At 43.9% G+C, this 25,142-nt stretch carries 23 protein-coding genes; 9 read left to right on the top strand and 14 right to left on the bottom strand.

What is annotated here, in order from left to right:
- Positions 1 to 37 precede the first annotated feature (37 nt).
- From MHI55_RS15295 to MHI55_RS15285, 3 genes are all read right to left on the bottom strand, one after another.
- Positions 38 to 2,023, bottom strand: coding sequence for a methyl-accepting chemotaxis protein (locus tag MHI55_RS15295; RefSeq protein ID WP_257467812.1), 1,986 nt, complete (start codon positions 2,021 to 2,023; stop codon positions 38 to 40).
- Positions 2,024 to 2,266: 243 nt separating this feature from the next.
- Positions 2,267 to 3,793 carry a response regulator gene (locus MHI55_RS15290; protein WP_101313726.1) on the bottom strand — a complete coding sequence of 509 codons (1,527 nt, stop codon included), beginning with the start codon at positions 3,791 to 3,793 and terminating at the stop codon, positions 2,267 to 2,269.
- A 16-nt stretch (positions 3,794 to 3,809) separates the two neighbouring features.
- Complete coding sequence (locus MHI55_RS15285; RefSeq protein ID WP_340390490.1) at positions 3,810 to 5,573, bottom strand: histidine kinase; 1,764 nt, start codon at positions 5,571 to 5,573, stop codon at positions 3,810 to 3,812.
- 206 nt (positions 5,574 to 5,779) lie between these two features.
- On the opposite strand from MHI55_RS15285, the gene MHI55_RS15280 reads away from it, so the two are divergent.
- The 3 genes from MHI55_RS15280 to MHI55_RS15270 all read left to right on the top strand — a co-directional run bounded on the left by MHI55_RS15280 (position 5,780) and on the right by MHI55_RS15270 (position 8,866).
- Positions 5,780 to 7,093 carry an ABC transporter substrate-binding protein gene (locus tag MHI55_RS15280; protein ID WP_101313724.1) on the top strand — a complete coding sequence of 438 codons (1,314 nt, stop codon included), beginning with the start codon at positions 5,780 to 5,782 and terminating at the stop codon, positions 7,091 to 7,093.
- A 68-nt stretch (positions 7,094 to 7,161) separates the two neighbouring features.
- Positions 7,162 to 8,034, top strand: coding sequence for a sugar ABC transporter permease (locus tag MHI55_RS15275; RefSeq protein WP_101313723.1), 873 nt, complete (start codon positions 7,162 to 7,164; stop codon positions 8,032 to 8,034).
- A 1-nt stretch (position 8,035) separates the two neighbouring features.
- Positions 8,036 to 8,866 carry a carbohydrate ABC transporter permease gene (locus tag MHI55_RS15270; RefSeq protein WP_017688542.1) on the top strand — a complete coding sequence of 277 codons (831 nt, stop codon included), beginning with the start codon at positions 8,036 to 8,038 and terminating at the stop codon, positions 8,864 to 8,866.
- 117 nt (positions 8,867 to 8,983) lie between these two features.
- Here MHI55_RS15270 and MHI55_RS15265 read toward each other — a convergent pair whose 3' ends face one another.
- Both MHI55_RS15265 and helD read right to left on the bottom strand, forming a co-directional pair.
- Entirely contained in the window at positions 8,984 to 9,688 is a 705-nt protein-coding gene (locus MHI55_RS15265) for an SDR family oxidoreductase (RefSeq protein ID WP_101313722.1), read from the bottom strand.
- Positions 9,689 to 9,908: 220 nt separating this feature from the next.
- Positions 9,909 to 12,323, bottom strand: coding sequence for an RNA polymerase recycling motor HelD (gene helD, locus MHI55_RS15260; protein ID WP_340390489.1), 2,415 nt, complete (start codon positions 12,321 to 12,323; stop codon positions 9,909 to 9,911).
- A 362-nt stretch (positions 12,324 to 12,685) separates the two neighbouring features.
- Between helD and MHI55_RS15255 the strand changes: the two genes are divergently transcribed.
- The 3 genes from MHI55_RS15255 (at position 12,686) to MHI55_RS15245 (ending at position 15,240) form a co-directional block, all read left to right on the top strand.
- Positions 12,686 to 13,003 (top strand): helix-turn-helix domain-containing protein, encoded by a 318-nt coding sequence (locus MHI55_RS15255; protein WP_017688544.1) that lies wholly within the window; start codon positions 12,686 to 12,688, stop codon positions 13,001 to 13,003.
- A gap of 146 nt (positions 13,004 to 13,149) precedes the next feature.
- Complete coding sequence (locus MHI55_RS15250) at positions 13,150 to 14,028, top strand: NmrA family NAD(P)-binding protein (RefSeq protein ID WP_101313720.1); 879 nt, start codon at positions 13,150 to 13,152, stop codon at positions 14,026 to 14,028.
- Positions 14,029 to 14,259: 231 nt separating this feature from the next.
- Positions 14,260 to 15,240 carry an aldo/keto reductase gene (locus MHI55_RS15245; RefSeq protein ID WP_036608033.1) on the top strand — a complete coding sequence of 327 codons (981 nt, stop codon included), beginning with the start codon at positions 14,260 to 14,262 and terminating at the stop codon, positions 15,238 to 15,240.
- 75 nt (positions 15,241 to 15,315) lie between these two features.
- On the opposite strand, the gene MHI55_RS15240 is transcribed toward MHI55_RS15245, so the two are convergent.
- From MHI55_RS15240 to MHI55_RS15230, 3 genes are all read right to left on the bottom strand, one after another.
- Positions 15,316 to 15,687 (bottom strand): iron chaperone, encoded by a 372-nt coding sequence (locus MHI55_RS15240; RefSeq protein WP_036608035.1) that lies wholly within the window; start codon positions 15,685 to 15,687, stop codon positions 15,316 to 15,318.
- Positions 15,688 to 15,815: 128 nt separating this feature from the next.
- Complete coding sequence (locus MHI55_RS15235; RefSeq protein ID WP_101313719.1) at positions 15,816 to 16,289, bottom strand: HIT family protein; 474 nt, start codon at positions 16,287 to 16,289, stop codon at positions 15,816 to 15,818.
- 187 nt (positions 16,290 to 16,476) lie between these two features.
- The gene (locus tag MHI55_RS15230) at positions 16,477 to 17,517 is read right to left on the bottom strand and encodes an NAD(P)-dependent alcohol dehydrogenase (RefSeq protein WP_340390488.1); all 1,041 of its coding nucleotides are present in this window, start codon (positions 17,515 to 17,517) and stop codon (positions 16,477 to 16,479) included.
- A gap of 185 nt (positions 17,518 to 17,702) precedes the next feature.
- Between MHI55_RS15230 and MHI55_RS15225 the strand changes: the two genes are divergently transcribed.
- Positions 17,703 to 18,122, top strand: a complete 420-nt coding sequence (locus tag MHI55_RS15225) for a MerR family transcriptional regulator (protein ID WP_036608041.1) — start codon at positions 17,703 to 17,705, stop codon at positions 18,120 to 18,122.
- Positions 18,123 to 18,221: 99 nt separating this feature from the next.
- On the opposite strand, the gene MHI55_RS15220 is transcribed toward MHI55_RS15225, so the two are convergent.
- Positions 18,222 to 18,800 carry a TetR/AcrR family transcriptional regulator gene (locus MHI55_RS15220; RefSeq protein ID WP_340390487.1) on the bottom strand — a complete coding sequence of 193 codons (579 nt, stop codon included), beginning with the start codon at positions 18,798 to 18,800 and terminating at the stop codon, positions 18,222 to 18,224.
- A 288-nt stretch (positions 18,801 to 19,088) separates the two neighbouring features.
- Between MHI55_RS15220 and MHI55_RS15215 the strand changes: the two genes are divergently transcribed.
- Entirely contained in the window at positions 19,089 to 20,012 is a 924-nt protein-coding gene (locus MHI55_RS15215) for an AraC family transcriptional regulator (protein WP_340390486.1), read from the top strand.
- A gap of 133 nt (positions 20,013 to 20,145) precedes the next feature.
- Here the strand turns inward: MHI55_RS15215 and MHI55_RS15210 are convergent, their stop codons facing one another.
- The 5 genes from MHI55_RS15210 to MHI55_RS15190 form a co-directional block, all read right to left on the bottom strand.
- The gene (locus MHI55_RS15210; RefSeq protein ID WP_340390485.1) at positions 20,146 to 21,168 is read right to left on the bottom strand and encodes an NADH:flavin oxidoreductase/NADH oxidase; all 1,023 of its coding nucleotides are present in this window, start codon (positions 21,166 to 21,168) and stop codon (positions 20,146 to 20,148) included.
- Positions 21,169 to 21,280: 112 nt separating this feature from the next.
- Positions 21,281 to 21,625: a hypothetical protein gene (locus MHI55_RS15205; RefSeq protein WP_340390484.1), complete on the bottom strand. Its 345-nt coding sequence runs from the start codon at positions 21,623 to 21,625 to the stop codon at positions 21,281 to 21,283.
- 51 nt (positions 21,626 to 21,676) lie between these two features.
- Positions 21,677 to 22,321, bottom strand: coding sequence for an SDR family oxidoreductase (locus MHI55_RS15200; protein WP_340390483.1), 645 nt, complete (start codon positions 22,319 to 22,321; stop codon positions 21,677 to 21,679).
- Between the two features lie 137 nt (positions 22,322 to 22,458).
- Positions 22,459 to 22,863, bottom strand: coding sequence for a MarR family transcriptional regulator (locus MHI55_RS15195; protein WP_282321482.1), 405 nt, complete (start codon positions 22,861 to 22,863; stop codon positions 22,459 to 22,461).
- Between the two features lie 207 nt (positions 22,864 to 23,070).
- Positions 23,071 to 24,099 carry an ABC transporter substrate-binding protein gene (locus MHI55_RS15190; RefSeq protein ID WP_340390482.1) on the bottom strand — a complete coding sequence of 343 codons (1,029 nt, stop codon included), beginning with the start codon at positions 24,097 to 24,099 and terminating at the stop codon, positions 23,071 to 23,073.
- A gap of 211 nt (positions 24,100 to 24,310) precedes the next feature.
- Here MHI55_RS15190 and MHI55_RS15185 point away from each other — a divergent pair, with 211 nt between their 5' ends.
- The gene (locus MHI55_RS15185) at positions 24,311 to 25,123 is read left to right on the top strand and encodes an undecaprenyl-diphosphate phosphatase (RefSeq protein WP_036608062.1); all 813 of its coding nucleotides are present in this window, start codon (positions 24,311 to 24,313) and stop codon (positions 25,121 to 25,123) included.
- The last annotated feature ends 19 nt before the right edge of the window (positions 25,124 to 25,142 follow it).

Raw genomic sequence — 25,142 nt, 5'->3', positions numbered from 1 at the left:
CTTTACATATTTCTTTACACACTTACTTACTTCTACTCTAGAGCTTAAACCGGCGAACCAGTTCTTGCATATTCTCAGCTGTTTTGGATAGCTGTGCAGATGATGCGGATATCTCCTGCATCGCCGCCATTTGTTCTTGGGCTGCTGCTGAAGTTGTCTGAGCACTATCAGCCGATACTTTAGAGATATGACTCATCGCGGCAACGGTAGCCGAGACTTCTTCCGTACTGGCTGACAACTGTTCTGAGACAGCGGAAATATCCTGAATTTGATCCACGATATGCGTTGTATATTGTTCAATGTTCGATATGGTTGCAGAAGCTTCTTGGCTGATCCGCATTCCTTCACCAACTTGATTACGAACTTTATCATTCATAAGAGACGTGGATTTGGCAATCAAATCAAGCATTTTGCCAATGGTAGCGCCAATCTCGTCCGCACTTTGTTTGGATTGCATCGATAACGTTCGTACCTCGCCTGCAACGACAGCAAAACCTTTTCCGTGTTCTCCTGCTCTTGATGCTTCAATAGAGGCATTCAGTGATAGAAGATTGGTTTGCCGAGAGATATCCGCAATCGCTTCATTCATTCGATTAGCTTCGGCGGAGAGACTGGACAGCTCATTAATCAATGCCGAGGTTTCTTCAACAGCTCCGAGAATGTGTTCCATTTGTTCTCCGACCTGGTTTATCGTTTTCCCACCATTAGCAACAGCGCGCTCCGTCTCTTCAGCCGAATCCACAATCGCACTCGCAGATTCTGCAATTGTACTGATGCCTCTCGCCATCTCTTCTACGGCATTCGCGGTTTGTTCCGAATTCTCCGCCCCAACGATAGCTGATTCCGCAGTCTGTTGCATGGTTTCGGCCACATGTTGAACCGATTGGGTGGTTTGTTCTGTACTTTCCTGAATCATCTGGGAAGAGTGACTTAACAACGATGAAGTCTGGTGAAGTTCAGCAACCACCGATTGAAGGGAGATGGTCATTTGGTCAAAATCATTTGCCAATATACCAAATTCGTTTTCGGTTTTAAGATTAACCCGTTCGGACAGATTCCCTTCGCTTACGCTGCGGGTGGCCTTTCGCAGTTTTTGCATAGGTACGATAAAAGATCTCAGAATGAAGAAAATAATTACACCGGCAATCAATACAGATATAACAATGACCGTTAGACTCGATACCATAATGGGTTTCGCTGCGGCGATAAAATCTTCATGGCCCATCAAAGCAATGACATTCCAACCCGTTAAAGCATTAACACCGTTATATACCTCCAGATCATACGCCAGATCCGTTCTGACAAATTGAGAAAATGCCATCGGTTCATCGGAATTTGAAGCCGTATTAGGATGGACTGGAATTCCCTCTATGAGTGCTCCGCCGAGCTCTCCTCCTCCACCTTTTGCAATCGCACCGGACCAAGCTGCAATCGTTCGATTGGAGTCTACTACAATCAGACTTCCATTACCTCCGACATCCACATATGATAACGCTTTTGCTAATGGCTCCAGATCAAGTTTAATACTTGCTACACCATGTTCATCTGAAAGAGCTTTTGAAATCTCTACATAAATCTTCCCCGATGCCGGATCATTCATAATACTCGAAAAATAGAGTGATCCATTGTTACTTTCACCATTGGCATACCATTCTGTGCTGCGTGGATCGTATGTTGCATCCTCTATTGTTGGAGATGATATAACATCGCCTTGGTCGTTGCCCACGGTTATGGCAAGAATATCAGGATATGTATCAGCTAACTGGTCGATTCCTACTTGTACTGCTTCGTTGTTCGTCTGACTGGGGGTGGTGCCATACATACTGTCTATGTAACTCAATAATGCTGCTTTTTCCCCCACCAGATTGTTAATATGCTGCCCTGTCATGGTTAAAATGGTGTTGATGGGATCCGTCATTTTTTGTTGTACCTGATCTTTGGCACTATCATATGAGAAATAACCGATAAGTGCAGTGGGGATAATAAGTACCGCAAGGAAAGCTGCAATGAGTCGAGTACTCATTAATCGTAAAACGGCTCCTCCTTTCTTATAAAATGACCTTTTTTCACTTTCCTTTTTCAAGTTCAATCTTCCTCTCTTTATTCATTTTTGGTAGAACTAATCGGCCAGTAAACGCAAAAAAACCCATATATATGCACACCCAAAGAAACTCTGAGCATGTATATACATAGGTATTGCCTGAATGAATTCAGTAACAAGCCGTATTTGTTTAGTATTATAACATAATTAAAAAGGGTTTGTTAACTATGATTGGGTCTTTATACCAGACATCTGTTGTTTATAATCCGTAGGACTTAGTCCCGTATACTCTTTGAACACCTTCGAGAAATAGTGCTGATCGCTAAACGACAGCAAATCGGAAACTTCCTTAAACTTCATGTCCGGTTGGCATTCCATCAGTCTGCATGCCTCCTTAATGCGAAGCCGGGTGTAATACTGAACAAATGTAATTTGTGTTGCATTTTTGATCACTCTGCTGACGTACGACGGGCTAACGTGAAACTTCATGGCAATGTCGTTGATAGATAATTGAGAATATTTATTTAGTTTTACGTAATCGTCAATCTGTTCAAACAGGATCGCCTTGCTTTTTCGAACGTGGGATTGCAGCATATCGAAGCACTGTCCCGTCCATTCCGCCAGTTCCCGGCAAAAATCGGCATAGGACTGTGCCTGGGCGAATTGTCTTGACCGAAGCTCCAGACCCAATCTCATGCCCGCCCCCTGTTCCTCGTACAGATGAGCAAACGTGTCTACAATCAATCCAATAAACCGATCCACCTCGGTCATATGTACATTTTCCTCTGCCCATCGATTCAGCAATTCGGATAACTTAAGAGCAAACCGTTCTTTCTGCCGAGCCTGTATCATCTGTACAAAAGCAGATTCCTGCACCGGATCCAGACAGCCTGTCTCAGATCTGGCCATCGACACCGGATTCCCGGTATCCAGCACTATTCCTTGTTTCAAACGTTGCTGCTCAGACAAAATGGACGACATGCGGTGATAGAGCTCCGGCAGATTACCAGACTCAGCGAATAGAAGTTGTCCTCCAATGATCGCATCGATGTCATGCGCAACCAAATGCCGTCGCAACGATTCAAGACATTCATGTACGGAAGAGTACACCTCAAGTGCACTCTTGTTGACAAAAGCGATAAATTGATATGGGGTTTGACTAGTGTAAACACGACAAGGATGGAATGCAAAAAAATCCTGCACTATGCCACCAAGTTCCCCCTGCACCCATCGTTCATGCCCTGCGGTAAAAGGCTGTTTGCTCATAATGATCATCATCTGGCTGAATAAAGGCGGAAACTCCTCCCCCTGTTTCGGCGTAGTCTCACATTGGGGATGAATGATTTCCTGCAAATCCAGCAGTTCCTTGGACATCTGTTGATCAAGTTGGTCAATTACCCGACTCATGACTTCTTCAAGCGCCTCTCGCTCGACAGGTTTTAACAAATAGTCAAACACTTGCAGGTTCAATGCTTTTCTTGTGTATTCAAAATCGCTGTAACCGCTAATCAAGATGACCTTCAGATCCGGGTTGGCAATTTTGGCTTGCTCAATCAGGGACAGCCCATCCATTTTCGGCATTCGTATATCGGTCAACAGCAGATCAATCGGTTCCTGCTTTAACGCTGCCAAGGCTTCTTCTCCATTCGTTGCCGTAGCCGCTACACGAATCGGGAAGCTCAGCGTCTCCAAGAGCATTTTAATATTACGTAATATCGGTTTGCTATCCTCAACGATCATAACGTTATACATCGCCTATGCCTCCTCGCTAGTAAAAATCTCTCGTCAGTGAGCCGATGATTTGAATCGTTGCTCCATGTTGCTCTTCCGCATGATTGTTAAATATATTAATAAAGAGCCGGTTGTTATACATTAGTTTGAGTCGATTGACACTGTTGATAATCCCCATGTTACCAAGGGCTGTTCCACGATCGGCAGTCTGGTTCATTACGGAACCCGATGCCTGAATATTGGCTAAAATCTCCTGGATCTTATCCGGTGGAAAGCCCTCTCCGTTATCTTTGATCTCCAAAGCCCATAATCCGTTATATTGCTTCACGGTAATCTGGATACGCCAAGGCGGCGCGGTGTTGGCAAAGGCATGTTCAATGCAATTTTCCACAAACGGCTGAATGACCAACCTCGGCAACCGGATATCGTTCGCCAGCTCGTCAGCACAGATGTCCCACTCCAGATCCTCTTCGTACTTTTGTTGTACAAGGGACAGATAATGTCTCGTATGTTGAAGCTCCTCAGCCAAAGTCACATGCGCGTATGGTGAAGAGACAATATAACGCAGACTGTCCGAAAGATGTTTGCACATATCCGATACAACTTTGGTCTTCCCCTCTTGGGCGGCAATACTGATCAGGTATAAGACATTATGAATAAAATGAGGTGCAATCTGGGCTTGCAGCGCCGAATTACGCGCCTTTACTTCTTCATGAAGCGCCGATTTTTCCCGGTCAATGGATTGCTGCAGCCTCTCCATCAGATCCTGAAAGGCTTCATTTAGCAATAAGAGATCGTTATTCTTCGGCGTTTCATCCACTTTCAGATTCATATTGCTGTAGTTCATGCGCCAGATCTGACCGCGTAGCTTGCGGATAGGCAGCAGCAGGTTACGTGTCGACATGAAGATATACACAAACGAAACCAGCATCAGTGCTGTAATCAGCAGAATGGACATCGTCTGAACCGAATGGATCGAGCCTAGAACAGATTTTTTGGGCGTTATGATATACGTGATCCAGCCTGTACTGGGTGATGTGGAATGTGTGATATAATTGTCGTTTTTGTCTACATCCAGTCCCTCGTCTGATGCAGGCTTTGTCCAATTGGTAAATGTCACACCCGCTTCCGAACCTGTCATCTGCTCGCCTTGTTCATTCAGAATATAGACATCGCCAGCGGTAATGCCCTCCGTTAGGTTCTGTATATAGGCCTGTTCCATCTGGATGCTAAGATAACCGTACACCTTGCCGTTCTGATCATTGATCGTGCGCACAAAGGAGATCGTATCGTCTTGACGCAGCAGAACAAAACCACTTTCCGTCCAATCTCGTCCGACCTGACTACTCTCCATCATGGTGTTCAGGATTGCGGGAGGATTACCCGAACCCAGATATGATGTCAGGAGAACCCCGTGATTGTCGTAGATGGACATGTCCTTGATATTCATGCTCGGCCCGATGGCCTGAAACATGATGTCTTTGATGATCCGAATTTGCTTCAGTCTTTCATAGTTACTATGAGCTGAGGAGCTCTTGTCCATGGCTACAAATATATTTTTGCTGGATAATATTCGCTGCGACATCTGGTTCTGTTGTTCTACGTATAGATCAACTTGCTCTCTTACCTTCGTAGCTGTAACGAGCGTATCCTGCTCTGTTTTCAGTTTGAGCGGGCGGACAACGATCACATTTACATACACGATAAAACAGCCCAGCACAAACAAAAGCAGAGCCAGAAATGTCAAAAACACCTTTGTCTGCAAACTGAATTGAGTTGCTTTATGTATGAGCTTTGCCATTCTCAGAGATGCCCTCCTGTTCTGACATGATGTGAAATCCCTTATATTCATGTCTACTCTATCACGGTATTTCATGAAATGATAGCGATTTCAAGTTCAGGATTTTACACATCAACGTTCAAGCACAGACATGTACCGGGGCGAGAAAAGAATCTATAATCGGACTTGTAAACGGATTCACTACACGTTTCAGAGGGGGATTTGCATTGAAAACAATAAAAAGAAAAAAGGTGTTTTCCATTATTCTGGCCAGTTTATTATCGGTCTCATTAACGGCTTGTGGATCAGGAGGTACGGATTCCGGCACAGCTGCTGGCGGGGACAGCAAGAGTGGCAAAGTCACATTGGAGCTGGCAATCTCTAAAAGTTCTCAGGACTCTGCTTTCATCCAGCAGGACATTCTTGATGCATTCGAAAAACAAACGAACATTCGTGTCAATTTGCAGCTGATTCCAGCGGAACAAACGACAACTGTACTGCAAACCAAACTGGCTGTAGATGAAACGCCTGACATTATTCAGTACAATCTGGCGAGCGCAGTCACAGACCTGAACCTTGAACGTAACTTCGAGATTCTGGATAACGAGCCTTGGGCAAGCAGAATTGTGAACAAAGACGTCCTCTCTTCTGGTGGTCATCTCTACAGCTTCCATGTCAGCCAAGATACGGGGATGCAAGGGGTCGTTTATAACAAACAAATCTTTGAAGAACTCGGGTTGTCGCTTCCAACCAACTACGAAGAATTCCTGGCGATCTGTGAAAAAATCAAAGCAAGTGGCATTACACCTGTATTTATGCCGTACAAAGATGCCTGGGCTGCCAACATCTGGCCTGCTGCAGCTTTTGCCGATTTTGTAGCCAAAAATGAACCGACTTTTTTTGATGAGTTGAACAGCAACAAGAAAAAATGGTCTGATATCCCGGAATTCAAAACATTCCTGGAACAACAATATGAAATTTACACCAAAGGTTACACCAACACGGATGTGCTTAGCGACAGCTATGACATGGCCGTAGGTAAATTCCTGAACAAGGAAGTGGCCATGATGTTTATGGGCGATTGGTTAATTGAAGGCGTGGCCGAGCAAGATCCAAATATGGAACTGGGCGTATTCCCGATTCCATCGTCAGACAATGCCAGTCTGGGTGCAAGTCCACTGGGCGGACAACTGTTCATTCCGAAGAAATCCAAACATTTGGATGAAGCCAAACAGTTCCTAGACTATATCGCTTCCAAGGATGTCGCACAACAGATCGTGGACTCCAAAGGGTACGTATCCAATTTCAGTGACGTCACCACACCAGAATTGCCGGCTTACAAGCAGGATATTGTAGACAACTATATTACGCCGAAGAAAACCGTGCTGACAACGGATGCATACATGCTGGTTGATCGCAGCGAACTGTACCGATTATTGCAGGATCAATTTGCAGGCGGATTGTCACCGGAAGAAGTACTGAAATCCTGGGATGAGAAGTTCAGTCAGCTGATGCAGGATAAAGGTGTAGAAGGTTTCTAAAGAGTGAAATATAAGGCAGCATAACAGGATCGACCGTTATGCTGCCTGGCTATAACGGAGTGTGAGACATGAAAAGGACTAAAAATCTGTACTCGTATTACATGATATTTCCCGCACTGATTATCTACTCCATCTTTTTTGTTGTGCCTGCTCTCGCCGCTTTCTATTATTCATTCACGGATTGGCGGCTGGATCGGCTGGAGCTGAAGTTCATCGGGTGGGATAATTTCCAGAAAATTTTCTCGGACAAAACGCTTATTCTGGCGCTGAAAAACACGGCGATATTTGCAATCGTCACTGTAGTTGGCAAAAACGTTATCGGCCTATTGCTGGCCGTAGGACTTAACATGCGATTAAGAACAAAGAACCTGCTACGCGCGATCTTCTACGCCCCTTCTATTCTCAGCATCCTTGTGATCAGCATCCTGTTCACTCCCATGTTGCGTACCGAAGGTACCATCAACAATTTGTTGGAATCTGTAGGATTACATTCGTTAAGCCAAGCTTGGCTGACCAACCCATCGATTGTGATCTGGACGATTGCCATCGTCTCGATCTGGCAGAGTGCCGGGTTCCAGATGGCCATTTATCTGGCGGGCCTGCAGTCCATTTCTCAAGAGTATTACGAAGCAGCCAAGATTGATGGCGCAAGTTCGTGGAGAAGTTTTTTCAAGATCACACTACCACTCTTGCTGCCCGCAATTAACATTAACTTGATGTTGACATTGATCGGTGGACTCAAAGTATTCTCCGAAGTATATGTCATGACCGGTGGTGGCCCGGGTAACGCTTCCCAGGTCGTAGGTACGATCATTCTGCGATCTTTCGGCGAAGGCAACTGGGGACTTGGTACCGCGGTCAACACACTTCTCTTCGTCGTCGTTACCATTATTGCTATACCGCTATTGATCTTCATGCGGCGTAAGGAGGTTACGGAATAACATGGGCTATACACGCAAACTCGCCATCCGCAACTATATCGTGGAAGGTTTCCTGATTCTGGCCTCTCTTATCGTTCTGTTGCCGCTTGTCATTCTGATCTTTGGTTCATTCAAAACCAGCGCCGAAGTGCTTAGTTTCTCCCTGAGTTTTCCGGAAACATGGCAGTTCTCGAACTATGTTCGTGTCTTCCAGGAAGGCGGTCTGTCGCGAGCATTCTTCAACAGCATTTTGATTACTGGCGTATCTTCCATCATTAATATCGTTGCCTCTTCGGCAGCGGCATTCATTTTGGCACGTCGGGAAACCAAACTATCCGGCACGATCTACATGTATTTCTTCATGGGACTGATTGCGCCAATGTCGATTATTACGACCATACGGGTTGTACAGGGATTGGGATTCTACGGCAGCATCACAAGTGTCATCCTGATCTACGCCGCGTTAAATACAGCCTTCAGTGTATTCTTGTATAGTGGATTCATCAAAACCATTCCACGAGCACTGGACGAAGTGGCATTTCTGGAAGGAGCAAGTGTGTTCGGGGTGTTCTTCCGCATCGTCACACCGCTCATTCTGCCCGTTAACGCAACGGTAGCCATCATGGTGTTCATGTCCGTCTGGAATGACATCACAATTCCGGTGTACTTCCTGACAGACAGTTCCACATGGACGATGCCACTATCGATCTACAATTTCTACGGCAAATATAGCCGGGACTGGAACCTGATCTTCGCCAATCTCGTGCTTACTTCCCTGCCTGTATTCATCCTGTATCTATTCGGGCAAAAATATATCGTCAGCGGCCTTACTGCCGGTGCAGTTAAAGGTTAAACCTTATATTCTCACGGTTCTCAAGGAATAGAATTGGAGTATTCATGACATACTTAACCCCCACCAGATCTGGCGGGGGTTGTTTTATTTATAGCGTGAAAATGCATCTACACTTCTCTATTTTTGAAACAATTGCGGGTAAAGGGCAGCAACACCACCAGCAAGACCCTGTTGTACATTCCGACTAGTATCATCAGCAATAATCTCGTAGAGATCCGCTTCGATGGAATCTACTGCAATTTTGGCAATATCCGTTGGGTTCGTTTTTGGTGCGTCGATACCTGCAGTCATATCCGTATCCATGAACGCCACGTGCAATCCGGCAACACTAACGTTCTTAGGGGCTAATTCCAGACGTAATGCATTCGTAATTCCCCACTGAGCGGATTTTGCAGCTGAATATGCACCTGAGTTACCAAGGCTGAGCCAGGATAGAGCGGACAGGATATTCAGTATCGAACCGCCCCCATTCTTCTCTATTACCGGTGCAAACGCACGAATCATTGAAAGCGTACCAAATACATGTGTATTGAATTCCAAGTGAATATCGTTCAGCTCACCCGTGAGCAGAGAAGCACCCGTAGCGGAACCGGCATTATTAATTAGAAGGGTTACATCACTAGCTACCTCAGCTGCAGCCATGACAGATTGTGGATCCGTAATATCGAGTTGCAGTGGAATAGCCCCGGGCAGATTAATGGATTCAGGGTTTCGCGCGCCAGCATACACTTTGGTTCCCCTCGCCAGCAGTTCAAGAGCAAGCTCCTTGCCCAACCCTCGATTAGCCCCACTTACAATAGCAACTTGTTTGGAAATATTCATTTATTATTACTCCCTCTCATTGAGAATGTATTCATTTTCGAGATCTTCGGGAATGATCATTCTAATAACTCCCAATATCAATCTATCACATTGGGAACGATCAGTAAAGAATAACTTTTATGATCCATGTTTTTAGTAAAAGAAGATGCCCGATAACCTTTGAAAAAAGGCTCCGAGCATCTTTCTTTGGTCCTTCATTGAGAATGGATTTACATATGGATTATGATTTTATGTCATATAGATTCGCAGGTAACGCCTGCACAAATGGTGACCAGTCACTAACAGTATATAGATGAAGTCGGTGCATGGCCCGTGTGCATGCCGTATACAGAAGCTTACGATCATATTCCTGGCTGTAAGCAACGGGTGAAGCATCATAGACCAGGACAGCATCGAACTCAACGCCTTTGGCGAGATACACAGGAATAACCATGATTCCTTTTTCGAAAATCTGTGTGTCCTTTGTTATGAGCTGCAACCCTTCGCCGCCTTGACTTTGCAACCTTTCATAGGCGTCACGGCTTTCAGCCGCGGTCTTTGTAATCACAGCGATGGAATCAACCCCCTCCGCCTTAAGAGCGGCGATGTCTGCGAGAATCTGCGCACCACGCAGTTTTTCGTCCTTCAATCCTGTTAAAAGAGGCTTCTGATCTCCCCTTTCAAACGGTCTAATCTCTTCTCCCCCTGGTAACATCTGTCTCGTGAATTCAACAATCTCTTTGGTTGAACGATAACTGCGTACGAGCCGTATCAAAGTAGTTTCACCTTCTCCGTAAAGGTGAACCAGTGGCGAGTTAGGTGCTGCCAAATCCGTAGCCTGCATAAAGATCGCTTGCCCGAAATCCCCCAGCACCGTCATGCGGGCACGAGAAAACAGTTTCTTGAGATATTCGTATTGAAACGCCGAATAATCCTGGCCTTCATCGACAAAGACATAACGAATCTCTGTGTTCGTCCGGACGCCTTCGATCATCTCTTTGACATATAAATACGGAGTAGCATCCTCATGGAACAGCTTGTTCTGAAGGATCATGGCCTTGGTCTGTTTACAAATCTCAGGCCAGTGCTGTGGGGGGATTGCCCCATTCGTTTGTTCCCGATAAGCGGTCTCATCTACAAATAGTTGTTCATATATCCCTTTCACATCCACGAACTGAAATTTCCGCACACTCTTTCTTAAAGGTTTAAACATGTCTTTCACCAGTTTCTGACGAAGCAGCTCCTCTTCTCGCACTGCAAAGTTAAAGGCACCCTCATCTTGCACTGCGCTGTCATTACCGTTATCTCGTGCTGCGTATTTTTCCGCTACATCGAATACAGGCTTTTCTTTGTGCAACATGCGGAAAGCTTCCACATACTCATCCGTGTCCAGATAATTCAACTCCTCCAGAACCCAGTCTGCTTCCCGTTCCAGACGTTCCAGCGAAACAAGTTCTCTCAGCAACCATTCCTGCAAAAGAAGTATACGGTTGGACAAGGTAAGATTCTGATCCAAATTGTAAAATTGGGTCTTGATTTGGTCTGAACTGATGAATTCACGTCCCCGAAATTGAATGCCGTTAAACCGCGTCCCCTCTCTTCCTAACCACTTACCGTAGTTTTGGAGCACTTGCAGGAATGTCTCGGAAGCTTTGTACTTGATCGCCTCCATACGAGCTTCATATCCCGGATCATTCTGAGCTGTCAGCACATATTCAATCTGATCAAAGGCATCCTCTGGTCGGATGGAGGAATCCAGCCAATAATTCAGGTATTCCTGGAAAGTCGTCTGCTGCATATTCTCTTCCCCAAGTTCCGGGAGCACAGTCGAGATATAACTGGTAAACATCGGATTCGGCGAGAAAAGTACAATCTGATCTGCTTTAACTGTCTGGCGGTGTTTATATAGTAAGTAAGCGACTCGCTGTAACGCAGCCGACGTCTTGCCACTGCCAGCTGCCCCCTGAACGATAAGCATTCGGCTTCGGTCATCACGGATGATGGCGTTTTGTTCCTTCTGGATAGTTGCTACAATACTCTTCATTTGTGAGTCTGCACCCTTGGCGAGCACTTGCTGCAACAGTTCGTCACCAATCGTCTCAGTTGAATCAAACATGCTATGAAGCTGCCCATGTTGAATCTGGAATTGACGCTTGAGCTCCATCTTTCCGTCGATTCGTCCTGAAGGTGTGTCATAACTTGCTGGCCCGGGAGAGTGATCATAGTACAGACTTGCAATTGGCGTACGCCAGTCATAGATTAGAAAGTTCAATCCATCTTCATCCATGAAGGATGATACACCGATGTAGATCTGTTCAGTCAATGTCATGCCTTTTTCCTTATAGTCGAAACGGCCAAAATACGGCGTTGGAAGCAGTCTCTTTGTATTTTTCCATTGTTGTGTTAACAGCTTGTGCCCGCGCTCCCTCTCGGCCAACACTCTCGACTGCTGATTAATGGTATAGAATGCATCTTCAAAATCCGTGTACGAACCCGTATTAATCGTTACTTCTTCCCAGAACCGTTTACGAATTTCGGCAGCCTGTTCATGCAGTCCGGCAACCTTCGGTTCTAACTCGTCGAGTCGTGCCTGAAGTTTGTTCCTCACCTGCACTAGTCTTTCCTCTTCCAACTTCCATTCGTTTGTTTTATCCATGAATAAGTCCACTCCCTTTTCCATTTATTAGGACCAAAAAAAAGAGCATTGACAAATCGGAATGTCGGATGTAAAATTAAATTAGGAGAAATAATGATCCACCCTTTACATTCAATATAAATGTCAAGTGCGCTATAGATTATATCATGGCTTTTTTTCACGTTCAATGCTTTTTTTCGTTCTGTCTGAGTTGAACAATAATTTATATTATATAAGGTGTCCCTCGAACTACACTGGGGGCATCTTTTTTTGTGTCCTGGGCATGGTTCATACCCTGAATGCGCTGTAAGCTATACACCCCTTTATAAATTCGATAAAATGAACAAAACATTAGTTGATGCTTTTGGGAGGGATACATAAATATGAATATAGAACCTGTGGAGGACCGGTGTCCTGTTGAGTTTGCAGTCAATATGATTGGTGGGAAATGGAAGTTATTAATTATAAATCGTCTCATCCGCCATTCAACAATTCGATTCAATGAATTACAGAAAATGCTTGACCCCATTACGCATCGCACGTTAACCAGGCAATTACGAGAACTTGAAGAAGCTGGTTTGATAAACCGTGTTACCCACCCTGTAGTTCCGCCTAAAGTCGAATATTCCCTTACAGAAAAAGGACAAAGCCTGACTTCGATCTTGTTTCAGTTAGGTGATTGGGGATCGAAACATATGTAAAACGCCTTCCCATAGTATCCCAAGGGATACTTTATATCATTAATGTGCGTACTTACGCTCCTATTCTAAATCCGTTATGCTGAGGTCAATGCTGAGTGTTAACTCATTCATTCCAATCACATATTGAAAGGAAGTTATTGACCACTATGACACAGAATGATCGATTTTTAGTATATGGGGCATCGGGCTCCCAAGGCGGCGCTGTCGCTCAATTACTCGTTCAACAAGGTTGTGAGGTTCGCACGATTACTCGAAATGAGGCAACAGCCAAAACACTAAAGGAACAAAACATTGAAGCTTTCATCGGGGATCTATCAGATGTGGAACAGCTTCATACGGCGCATGAAGGTGTAAGTAAAGTCTTCCTGAACCTGCCGGTGGAGTTCAATTCGGATAAGATCAGACAATATACCAAAAATGCAATTGATGCTGCTATACAGGCAAACGTTAAATTGATTGTAGTTAACACGGGTACCTATGTTCCTGACCCTATCACCCATTCCAAAGGAATTGAATTGAAACGTGAAGTTATCCATGAATTGCAGCAAAGTGGTCTTCCATATATCATTGTGGAACCCATTGTATACTTGGAAAACTTCCTGATTCCCGGAATACTGAACAATGGCGTTTTGGCCTACCCGGTACCAGCAGACAAGCCGATCTCCTGGATTAGCTTAAACGATGCAGCTCAATTCCACTATTATGCCTTGACTCATTCGGAATTGGCAGGAAGCATTATCCCAGCACCCGGATTAGAAGCCCTGACAGGTACACAATTAGCGGAACAATTCAGTGCTGTATTAGGTGAAAAGATCAGCTTCATGTCTCTTCCTTTTGATCATTTTGAAGCAGCGATTCAGCCTTTGTTGGGAAGTGAGACAGCAGCAGGTCTTAAAGGATTGTACCAATGGATTGATGGGCATACAGATCTTCTTCCACGGTATGAAGAGTTAGATGATAATATCAAAGCCAATCTTAAATCAACCAAAATAAGCGATTGGATTCATCAAACAATGATTAAATAATATTTTATGAACAAGCCATTTGAATCTCCAACGGAGAAACGAGTGGCTTGTTCTTTTTATATGAGAACTTTAATGGGCTCAACTGATTCAAATTCAGAGATTCTGATAGGATTAGGCAAAACTTTGATAGAAATGTGGTACAGGTTGTTCCCTTCGTTATGACATAATAATGTGTATATAGATCACCCTACAGGTGGCAATAATAAACATTAGAAAGGATTTGAACATGACATGGAATATACTAAACTTGGTAATACAGGCTTGGACGTATCTCGATTTTGCCTGGGATGTATGGGATTTGGGGATGCCAGTAAATGGGTTCATGAATGGGTACTGAATGAAGAAAATTCTCGCCCGGTGATAAAGAAAGCGCTGGATCTAGGCATTAATTTCTTCGATACAGCGAATGTATACTCTCTGGGTACAAGCGAGGAGTATCTTGGTCGGGCGTTAAAAGATTATGCAAATCGGGATGAGGTTGTCATTGCTACCAAAGTACACGGACAAATGCATCAAGGACCCAACGGTTCTGGTCTTTCCAGAAAAGCCATCCTGAGTGAGATTGATAAAAGCCTGAAACGATTGGAAACCGATTATGTGGATCTCTATATCATTCATCGTTGGGACTACAATACGCCTATTGAAGAAACCATGGAAGCCTTACATGATGTGGTGAAGTCCGGTAAAGTGAGATATATTGGCGCTTCGGCCATGTTTGCATGGCAGTTCCAAAAAGCATTACATGTAGCAGAGAAAAATGGTTGGACCAAGTTTGTCTCCATGCAAAACCACCTGAATCTCATCTACCGTGAAGAGGAACGAGAAATGTTGCCTTTATGCAAGGAAGAAAAGATTGGTGTGACTCCCTACAGTCCTCTTGCTTCAGGCAGGTTGACCCGTGACTGGTCCGTATCAACACTTCGATCCGAAACAGACAAAATTCAGAAATCCAAGTACAATGCGACAAGTGATGCGGATCGGCTTGTTGTTGAACGAGTTGCATCCATTGCAGAAAAATACGGTGTCCCTCGCACACACATTGCACTTGCGTGGTTGCTGCAAAAAGACACTGTAGCGGCTCCAATTATCGGTGCCACCAAAATATCGCATCTGGAAGATGCGGTAGGTGCTCTTTCTGTTAAGTTGACCTCAGAAGACGTCTCATTCCTTGAAGAACCCTATGTACCTCACCCTGTAGTAGGTGCTCAATAATCGCTTTTGCTTAAAATATAGAAGACCTCCTCTTTCCGTATCCGGAAGTTGGGGGTCTTCTTTTTATATCGCGATTTATTTACGCCAGAATGTTGAACATTCTGCCTTATCCGCTATATTGAACTCAATCATTCTCTCAAGTAACGAAAAATCAATCTCCTGTTTCCACTTCATCCGCACCAACTCTTTGGTGTGATCATAACCCGCCTGTGTGATCTCTTCCGAAAAACGATTAATTCCTGCCTTCTCGGGAGCAACAGCCAAGTGTTGCTTGGATACACTAAAGCCAATAATAAAGGTCTCATGGTCGGTAAACATCGGTTGATTCCAGGCTATTTTTTGTTTTAAATTCGGGAATTTTTCAGTGACCCAGTTCAAAACTTCTTCCGTTCGTGCCTGGTGTTCCGGGTTATCGATGCGTGCTGTAAATTCTGCAAAGGTCTCCATTAGTTTCCCCCTATAACAAGAAATCTACTACTTATATTGTCCAATTCAATCTTATTCTATCATGAATATCAAATTCAAAAACCCTTATCTGCCGATAACTCAACAAAAAATGAGTAGCCTGCTAGACTTTAAATGTTTTCTTTTATCCAAGATCGCAACTGATCAGCATAAAAAGCGCGTTCATTTGGATCGGACGGAGAACCATTTGTCAGATAAAGTTGATCATTCACGTATCTAGGGTAAACATGCAGATGATAATGCCAGACGTCTTGATTGCCAGCAGGTTCATTATGTTGCCGTGTCGAAATCCCATCACATCCATATGTACTTTTCATTGCAAATGCTGTAAGCTGAGCCGCGCGGTGAATTTCAACAGCGTAATCCGCAGGGAGTTCAAAGATGTTCTCGAAATGTTGATTCGGAACAATAAGAACATGTCCTTTATTGTTTGGCCACCATTTGCCCGCTATAAATGCCGTTACCTTTTCATTTTGATAGATGATATCCCTTTGTTTTGTTCCCTGATCAGGTCGCTCGATACCCCAAATACGACAAAATGGACATTCGTACCCTTCAGGCTGATGTGAAAATGATACTGTCATCTTTCTCATTCTACTCCTTTCATGTTTACTTCACTAGTTATTAGACGCAGTTACCTTCTGTTCGTTGCGAAAAGAGCACGGGTTGTAGAATGATCAGGAATTAACAAACTGAAAAGCAAAAAGCAGCTGACCTTGGCGGCAGCTGCTTTTTTTCTATCTTTAACTATCATTATTGCACACTTCACAATTACATGGTGCTGATATCAATAACAAAGCGATATTTCACGTCGGAAGCCAGTACACGTTTGTATGCTTCGTCAATCTGGTCAGCGGAGATGACCTCAATATTAGGCGCAATATCATGTTCTGCACAGAAATCAAGCATTTCCTGCGTCTCACGGATGCCACCAATCATGGAACCTGCGAATGAACGGCGATGGCCGATAAGAGAAAATACGTTTACGGCTAGTGGCTCAGCAGGAGCACCCACGTTCACGAGTGTGCCATCCAGTGTGAGCAGGGAGAAATAAGCGTTAATGTCAATATTCGCACTTACTGTGTTGATCATCAGATCAAAGGTGCCTGCAAGTTTCTCGAATGTTTCCGGTTCGCTTGTGGCAAAGTAGTGATCTGCACCAAATTGCAGTCCATCTTCTTTTTTGCTCAAGGATTGGGAGAGAACCGTTACTTCCGCACCCATCGCATGTGCAATTTTGACAGCCATATGACCTAGACCACCCATACCTACAACAGCAACCTTCTTACCTGGGCCAGCTCCCCAGTGATGAAGTGGTGAATACGTCGTAATACCGGCACACAGCAAAGGTGCAGCAGCATCAAGTGCAATGTTATCAGGGATGCGAACGACGAAATCCTCTACGACAACAATATGAGTTGAATATCCACCTTGCGTAGGCTCACCGTATTTGTCTACTCCAGCGTAAGTTTGAATATTTCCTTTGAGACAGTATTGCTCTTCACCTTTGCGACAGTTAACACATTCACCACAAGAGTCCACCATACATCCGACCCCTACTCGGTCACCGACCTTGTATTTGGAGACTTCGGTTCCTACATCGGTTACAATCCCGGCAATCTCGTGTCCAGGAACGAGTGGATAATTCACAGGGCCCCATTCACCGTGGGCAGTATGGATGTCAGAATGGCAGATACCGGCATATTTAATCTCGATTAATACATCATTGGTATCCAGATCACGTCGTTTAATTTCAGCACTTCTGAATTGTTGGTCTGGTCCGTCAACGGCTCTGGCTTTAGCTATAATCAATGGTATAACCTCCTAGTAATTTAAAGTTCAAAATAATCTTACTCCCTCTAGTTAACTCTAAGTCAAATGTTTATCTTACTTTTTTTATCTCCAGCTCACTTTGACATGTTGTATGCAGCATGGTAGAATTCACTCGGATCATCCTAGAGTTAACTCGAAGTCTACCCCCAGTAGAAAGGAATTTTATGAAAATGACCTATTCAATCGGTGAAGTTGCCAAAAAATTAGACCTTACGGTATATACATTGCGTTACTACGACAAGGAAGGACTCATGCCTTTTGTGGAACGTACCACAAGTGGAACACGTTTGTTCAAAGACTCCGACATTGACTTTCTAAAGATCATCCAATGTCTGAAGCTGACCGGCATGCCTATTAAAGACATTAAAGACTTCATTGAATGGTGCTCTGAAGGGGACTCCTCGCTGAAGCAAAGATATGACATGTTTACGGAGCGAAAGGCTATTGTGGAAGCACAAATGGAGGAACTAAGAAGAACCATGGAAGTCATCGAGCACAAACGCTCCTACTACGAAACAGCTTTGGAGGCTGGGACCGAAGAGATTCATAAAATTAAACCGATGGAAAATGCCATCACCAATTGATGGTTCATGCTTTCTATTTTCTAAAATTAGCGCAAAAAAAAAGTAGCTTGAAGTCCTCTAACGGATTTCAAGCTACTTTTTTGGGTACGTCTCTACTCATCATTTTCCCAAAAGTTTCATCGTTACATGGATAATCCGGTTTAATTTTTCCTTATCCGTCGAGGTTCTTGCCATGGCTCTGATGCCGACAGAAATATTGTGCAGGTACTCTGCCATTTCCTTCGCATCATGATCAGAAGAGAATTCTCCCTCCCGCTGCCCCCATTGAATGATCTGCTCGAACATCCGCTCAGCTTCGTTAAACGATTCAAGAGATCGGTTGTCCACTTCCTGATCACGTGTGCCTAGCTCCACGGCGGAGTTCACGATCAAGCATCCCGATGGCGTATCCTCTGCTTCACTGATCATAACATCGAAAATTTTATGCAGTGCTTCCACTGCCGTCTTGGATGCCTTGATTTCTGCGAGTAATGTGGCGCTGATCTTGCCACTATAACGATCCATAGCCTTCAAAAACAGCGTATGTTTATCGTCGAACGTATCATATATACTTCTGCGATGAATGCCCATATGCTCAACCAGATCACTCATCGACGTCTTCTCGTAACCTTGTTCCCAGAAGATCTTCATTGCTTTATCCAATACTTCATTCACTTCAAACTCTTTACTTCTAGCCATTCAACTTCCCTCCCAAAATCAATCTAACACATCGGGAACGATCAGTAAATAAAAGATGCAGATACCCTTTTCATTCTTATCTTATCATGTATTAGCTGAACCGTAAGTGTATATCTTCTGTACTTGTTGTATATCATGACCTGTGTACTTGTGATTATGTAACCAGCAATCAGAATGTCTTATCCATTCACATCAAATGTTTGCCTATTCCTATCCGTTTTCTACCGCCTTCGGTCAATATACGATAGAATGTGATTATTATGTTGTGAGGAAAAAGGAGAACTTTGCATGTCTGATCAAATACATGAACAACAGAACGAATTAGCCACACTCATTGACCGTTTTTCTGACAAGGACGGGGTGCATCCTACGGTAATCCCTTCATTATTTCTAATCCGTGAATCGGTCGTTACTGAACCTATATTTAGAGTGAATGAACCATCCTTTTGCATTATCGTTCAGGGTGAGAAAGAGGTCCTGCTGGGACAGGATCGTTTCCGGTATGGTCCAGGAAGTTATATCGTGGCAACCGTTGACTTGCCGGTTAGTGGACAAGTGATTCAAGCCTCGTCTGAGGCTCCCTATCTGGCCCTGAAACTTGAATTCACATCCAGTGAGATTCTGGAGGTATTGAACCATTCCGATTTCCCAGCAAGACCGCGGAAAACAACGAGACGTGCGATGTTTGTCAGCCAAGCTGAGCCGTCTCTGCTGGATGCAGTCGTCAGGTTAGCCCGTTTGTTGGAAGATCATTCGGAAGATATCCCGCTGCTCGCTCCTTTGTTCAAAAAGGAAATTCTCTATAAAGTTCTGAAAGGCCCACATGGGATTGCCCTGGAACAAGCTACCATGGAGGGCAGCCATACCTATCGAATCAGAGACGTTATTGAATATATTATGAATCACTCTGAGCAAAATTTTCGGGTTGAGGAATTAGCCGATTTGGCCAATATGAGTACTGCCTCGCTGCACAGACACTTTAAAGAAGTGACTGCCATGAGTCCGATTCAGTTTCAAAAACAACTTAGGCTGCAAGAAGCGCGCCGCTTGTTATTATCCAAGTCCACCGATGCAGCAGATGTAGCATTTCAGGTAGGTTACGAGAGCCCTTCCCAATTCAGCCGTGAATATTCTCGCATGTTCGGATTTCCGCCCAGAGAAGATATTAAACGCTTGAGAGGCGGAAGCGATGAGCCGACTACCATCTCTTGACTGGTTACTGGCTGATATCGTTCCTTTACCTTGTCTAGTTTAACCTCAAAAAGGACTCCTTCTGTTTTATTAGAGGAGTCCTTTCTTATTTCTGTATTAATGAAGATCATTTAATCGTTAAATTATTAATACATTAAAAACCAGTTGTATATTGTTTTGGAACGTCCGTTGTCTTGCGCAAAGCAGTCGCAGCTTCCAAGGCCCAGTAAGGATTTCTTAACAACCCTCTTCCGACTGCAACGAGATCAGCTTCTTCATTTCCGATGACTGCATTTGCCAATTTCGGGTCGTCCAGCCTTCCAACAGCAATCACAGGCACATCAAGAGCTTCTTTGATTGCTTTAGCGAGAGGTACTTGATAAGCTGCGTGAGTTCCTGGTCTGCCCGATGCACCAATAGGTCCCTCGCCACCAGATGAGATGTCAAATACTTCAACACCTGCCTCTTTATAAGCCTTGGCAAACTCGGAACTTTCGTTAATGCCATAGCCACCTTCGACGTATTCTTTGGCTGAAATACGCATCATCAAGGGCATATCCTCGGGCATCTCTGCCTTTGCAGCCTGAATGATCTCCCGGCCGAATAACGTTAAATCTTGACCATATTCGTCTTCTCGCTTGTTTGTTAGTGGAGAATGGAACTGATGAATCAGATATCCATGTGCGCCATGAAGCTCAATCGCATCAAAACCAGCTTTCACAGCACGAGCTACAGCACTCCGGAATTTTTCAACCATTCCTTTTACTTCGTCCGTTGTAAGCGCTCGAGGTTGCTTGGAATTCTCATCAAAGGCGATCGCGGATGGAGCAACTGGAACCTCAGCATCTTCTGCTTTGCGGCCCGCATGAGCAATCTGAATGCCAACCTTGGCACCATAACTGTGACACGCATCTACGATCCGCTTCAGAGCCGGGATCTGTTCATCTGACCATAACCCAAGATCATAATCTGAGATTCGGCCATCCGGCTCCACATCTGTCATTTCAATGATAATGAGACCTGTTCCTCCCACGGCACGACTAACATAGTGCATATAATGCCAATCTGTTGCAATACCATCTTTTTGCTCAACTGAATATTGGCACATTGGAGCCATTACGACACGGTTTTTAAGCTCTAGGCTTTTAAAAGAATATGGACTAAACAAATCTGTCATCAAAATAAAACTCCCCTTTTCATGAATCATGAATAATAAAAATGCATGCGCAAGCATCGAATCAATGCCTACAATTAATAACTCCGTATGATTTGGAACTCACATATATCTTTTACTTCATCACATAAAGACATTCAAATCCATGCTTTCGCAAAATACGAACAGCCTTTTTGGATTGAAGCATACCAGGTGACATTATAATTACGTTATCTTCTCGAAGAAGGTATTTTTCCCATGTGAAAGCAAGACGCCCCAATGAGATGTTAATCGTATCGGGAGTAGGATTAGCCATGTAATCCGTCGCATCTCGAATATCGATCACTTTATACTGCTGAAAATCACGCTCTTGTCTGAGAAATACTTGATAATCTATATATTCAAGATTGCGTACTGGCCAAAATTGACGTACAACGATGAAGATACCTAATATGAAGGTCAAAAGCATCAACATAATCATTGTATAGCCCTCTCTTAACTCATCAGATATCGTCGAAAATTTTGTTTTGGATCAGAGCCCACTCAATGCCTCAGATATTGTATCCTCACCAGCGATTAGATCAAATGAACGCTTGTAGGTATTCTTCTCACTCAAACTGGCCAAAATCACATGAGCTACATCTTCACGAGCAATGTTACCGGTTGTTATATTCTCAGCAGCAGTTACTTTTCCTGTTCCCGGTTCATTCATTAGAATCCCTGGACGTATAATGGTATATGTTAATCTACTGATCTCTAACAATCTATCAGCATAGTGTTTCGCTGCATAATATGGAAGGATGTTATCATGCCAGTTCTCACGATTATTGGCTTGGATCGCACTCACCATGATAAATCGATCAATACCCGCTTTTTGAGCCGCTTCAATGGTTTTCCCGGCACCATCCAGATCAATCAGGAGTGTTTTATCATATCCCGTTGTACCGCCAGAACCAGCTGCAAATACAATGGCATCACAACCCGTTACAGCAGCTACAAGTGAGTCAACCGTACCTTCCAAGTCGGCAAGCACCGTTTCCACACCCTGTGCTGCAAATGAATCTACCTGTTCTTGTTTTCGGACCATGGCAAGAACGGTGTGTTCTTCACTATTCTTCAAAAGATGAATAAGTTGTTGACCAATCTGTCCATTCGATCCTACAACGAAGACCTTCATGTTCAATACCTCCTTTATACAAAATCACCCCACCCATATTAAATTCATGCGCATGCATTTAATTTAACGGATATATTAATGAGTGTCAAGTCTTCTTATAGGGTAAATGACTACATTACCCTATATTTCCCCTAGCCTTAGAACAATTCTTTAGTGAGGTTCTCTAATCGAGTCTCAAATCCATCCTGTTCCAATTCAGTTTGCAAGACCTGATTAAACGTTTGAAGTGCTTTCTTGTATTTATTCTCTCCAAGCTCAGTAATACGAGTGTAAATGCCACGTCGGTCATCTTCACATGCATGTCTTTCCAGAGCCCCACAGTCTTTGGCTTCCATCCTAACGACGAGCCTGGAAGTAGCACTTTGGCTCAACCCTACTAGTTCTTGAAGTTGCTGTAAGCGTAATTCCTTACCCTCCGCATTATATATGAAGTTTAACACATAAAATTCCTTCAAAGATAAGTCATATTGTTGAAGCAGAGCTTGTTCCAGCTTCTCGTTCAGATGGGTATGAATGTTAGAGAAAGCCAACCAAACATTCAAACGTTCACTCTTTTGCTGCAATCTAGATCACCCCACTTGATATTTAATGTTCATCAGCTGTTATCCTATTGTATCAAGCTTAATTACATTGGTCAAAACCCATCCAAGTTCGACGTATATAACATTCTAAGCTCATAAGAAGAGCATTTCCCCGTCTTGCAACGACGTTTGGAAATGCTCCAGTATCACCATTTATGCAGTCTAATCTTACTTCGCGGTAAGCAAGCTATCGGAAATAAATTGCAGCTGACCTTCCAACGTTAACGGATCGTTGTACGAGTCTGAAGTCGGATCAAGCTGGAACACATGATTTGCCTTCACCGCAGGCAAGTTTTTCCACAATGTATTATCATATACGATCTTGGGATCGGTTGTATCTCCTGACCACGGGCTGGTGAAGATGATATCCCCCGTATACTCCGGTAATAGTTCCATGGAGATTGAAGCCCATCCAGTCCCGCTGTCAATCGCTTCAGCTTGGGCCTTGGCCGGTGCCTTGAGATCAAACTCCCCGTAAATAATTTCACCGCCTCGACCATAGTTATGACCAAATACAAATAATCCTTTGGCATACGGATTCAGTATGGAAACGGTACGATCGCCTACAGCTTCTTGAACCTTGGGCTTCAGTTCGTTGATCTTCGCTTCCCATTTAGCATTCCAAGCTTTCGCTGCGTCTTCTCTATTCGTGAGCTTACCCATTTCAAGCATTAGATCCTTGAAATTGCGCTTACCATATGCAATCTGTACAACAGGCGCAATCTGCTCCAGCTTATCGATACCCTCTGTTCCAGTGTACACGATAATTAAGTCAGGTTTTAAACTGATTAGTTTCTCTGGTGTAGGCTCTTGACCCAGATCACTGGTACCCGCTGCTGTAAGTTGATCCTTGATATATTTGTTGTTCATCGCTCCTGATAATGCGCCGACTACCGGTGCATCCAGGGCAACAAAGTACCCTGTCGAAAATGATGTCAAATCAATAATACGCTTAGGATTCTTCGGTACCTGTACTTCGCCTGCATCCGATTGATATGTAACAAGTTCCTCTTCGGCAGTTGCCGCTTTATCAGCGGAAGAAGCTGAATCCGAGTTCGTCTTGGTTTCTTTCTCCGCAGCCGCATTCGTGCTGTCCCCGGTTGTACTATTGGTCGTCGCAGACTGAACACATGCACTAAGTACAATCAGCAAGAAAAGTGCCATCATGATCCATATTGATTTTATCTGTTTACGCAAAATAAACCCACCTTTTCGTTGATATTGATAATCGTTATCAACGATATCATGCTATGCAGGATTTGACAAGCTATGTTTATTTCACCCCCTCTATGAACTCTAACTTGCAAGTCACCAACTTAAACAGCTATCATCAATAGAGTAGACAAGTCACTTTTATTAAAAAGAGAGATCATTGGAAAGCCAATGAAACGTATTAAAGGAGGACAACATGGAAGAGATTATATTGTGGTTAAAGTATTTGTTTTTAGGTATTGTTCAAGGTGCGACGGAGCCAATCCCCGTCTCCTCAAGCGGTCATCTGATCATCGCCCAGAAACTTATGGGCATCAAGCAGAATGGATTGTCATTTGAGATTTTAACAAACACAGCATCACTTATCGCTATTATTTTTATTTTCCGGGAAGATATCAAAAAGTTGATTATTGGTGCATTAGGTTACCTGCGTACTCGTAAAGAAGAATATCGAGCAGACTTCATGTTTTGCTTATACATAATTATTGGTACGATCCCTGCTGCTGTCGTTGCAGTCCTGTTCAAGGACCGGATTGAAGAAATCTTCTCATCCGTATATACCGTTTCCATCGCGCTATTAATCACCGGGGTTGCCTTGTGGCTTATTCGTAATCTTCGTGGTCGCAAGCAAGACGGTGATCTGTCTACGAAAGATGCATTGTTGGTAGGTCTGGCTCAGGCGGTCGCTCTTATTCCGGGGATTAGCCGCTCAGGGGCAACTGTAATTGCGTCCATCGCTGTTGGCATGAAACAGGAAACAGCTTTGAAGTTCTCCTTTATGCTGTACATTCCCATCAGTATTGGCGGACTCATCATGGGGGTATCCGACATTGCCAATGATCCGAATCGATCACAACTGGCTATCCCTTATCTGATCGCATTCATCACGACACTCTTTGTCACGTATTTCTCCATGAGATGGTTTATGGGCATTATGGCCAAAGGCAATCTGAAATACTTTTCGTATTACTGTTTTGCTGCAGGAACATTGTTACTGATCTTCTTATAAAAAATAGTCCACACACCAA

The organism is Paenibacillus sp. FSL E2-0151 (genome assembly GCF_037993015.1).
Taxonomy (GTDB): domain Bacteria; phylum Bacillota; class Bacilli; order Paenibacillales; family Paenibacillaceae; genus Paenibacillus; species Paenibacillus amylolyticus.
The sequence above is the reverse complement of the archived record's forward strand: the minus strand, read 5'-3'. Positions and strand labels throughout refer to the sequence as shown.

Bases quoted from the DNA above. Each gene is read 5' to 3' on its own strand.
- MHI55_RS15295 (WP_257467812.1), bottom strand. From the start codon at position 2,023: ATGAGTACTCGACTCATTGCAGCTTTCCTTGCGGTACTTATTATCCCC.
- MHI55_RS15290 (WP_101313726.1), bottom strand. From the start codon at position 3,793: ATGTATAACGTTATGATCGTTGAGGATAGCAAACCGATATTACGTAAT.
- MHI55_RS15285 (WP_340390490.1), bottom strand. From the start codon at position 5,573: ATGGCAAAGCTCATACATAAAGCAACTCAATTCAGTTTGCAGACAAAG.
- MHI55_RS15275 (WP_101313723.1), top strand. From the start codon at position 7,162: ATGAAAAGGACTAAAAATCTGTACTCGTATTACATGATATTTCCCGCA.
- MHI55_RS15270 (WP_017688542.1), top strand. From the start codon at position 8,036: ATGGGCTATACACGCAAACTCGCCATCCGCAACTATATCGTGGAAGGT.
- MHI55_RS15265 (WP_101313722.1), bottom strand. From the start codon at position 9,688: ATGAATATTTCCAAACAAGTTGCTATTGTAAGTGGGGCTAATCGAGGG.
- helD (WP_340390489.1), bottom strand. From the start codon at position 12,323: ATGGATAAAACAAACGAATGGAAGTTGGAAGAGGAAAGACTAGTGCAG.
- MHI55_RS15255 (WP_017688544.1), top strand. From the start codon at position 12,686: ATGAATATAGAACCTGTGGAGGACCGGTGTCCTGTTGAGTTTGCAGTC.
- MHI55_RS15250 (WP_101313720.1), top strand. From the start codon at position 13,150: ATGACACAGAATGATCGATTTTTAGTATATGGGGCATCGGGCTCCCAA.
- MHI55_RS15245 (WP_036608033.1), top strand. From the start codon at position 14,260: ATGGAATATACTAAACTTGGTAATACAGGCTTGGACGTATCTCGATTT.
- MHI55_RS15240 (WP_036608035.1), bottom strand. From the start codon at position 15,687: ATGGAGACCTTTGCAGAATTTACAGCACGCATCGATAACCCGGAACAC.
- MHI55_RS15235 (WP_101313719.1), bottom strand. From the start codon at position 16,289: ATGACAGTATCATTTTCACATCAGCCTGAAGGGTACGAATGTCCATTT.
- MHI55_RS15225 (WP_036608041.1), top strand. From the start codon at position 17,703: ATGAAAATGACCTATTCAATCGGTGAAGTTGCCAAAAAATTAGACCTT.
- MHI55_RS15220 (WP_340390487.1), bottom strand. From the start codon at position 18,800: ATGGCTAGAAGTAAAGAGTTTGAAGTGAATGAAGTATTGGATAAAGCA.
- MHI55_RS15215 (WP_340390486.1), top strand. From the start codon at position 19,089: ATGTCTGATCAAATACATGAACAACAGAACGAATTAGCCACACTCATT.
- MHI55_RS15210 (WP_340390485.1), bottom strand. From the start codon at position 21,168: ATGACAGATTTGTTTAGTCCATATTCTTTTAAAAGCCTAGAGCTTAAA.
- MHI55_RS15205 (WP_340390484.1), bottom strand. From the start codon at position 21,625: ATGATTATGTTGATGCTTTTGACCTTCATATTAGGTATCTTCATCGTT.
- MHI55_RS15200 (WP_340390483.1), bottom strand. From the start codon at position 22,321: ATGAAGGTCTTCGTTGTAGGATCGAATGGACAGATTGGTCAACAACTT.
- MHI55_RS15185 (WP_036608062.1), top strand. From the start codon at position 24,311: ATGGAAGAGATTATATTGTGGTTAAAGTATTTGTTTTTAGGTATTGTT.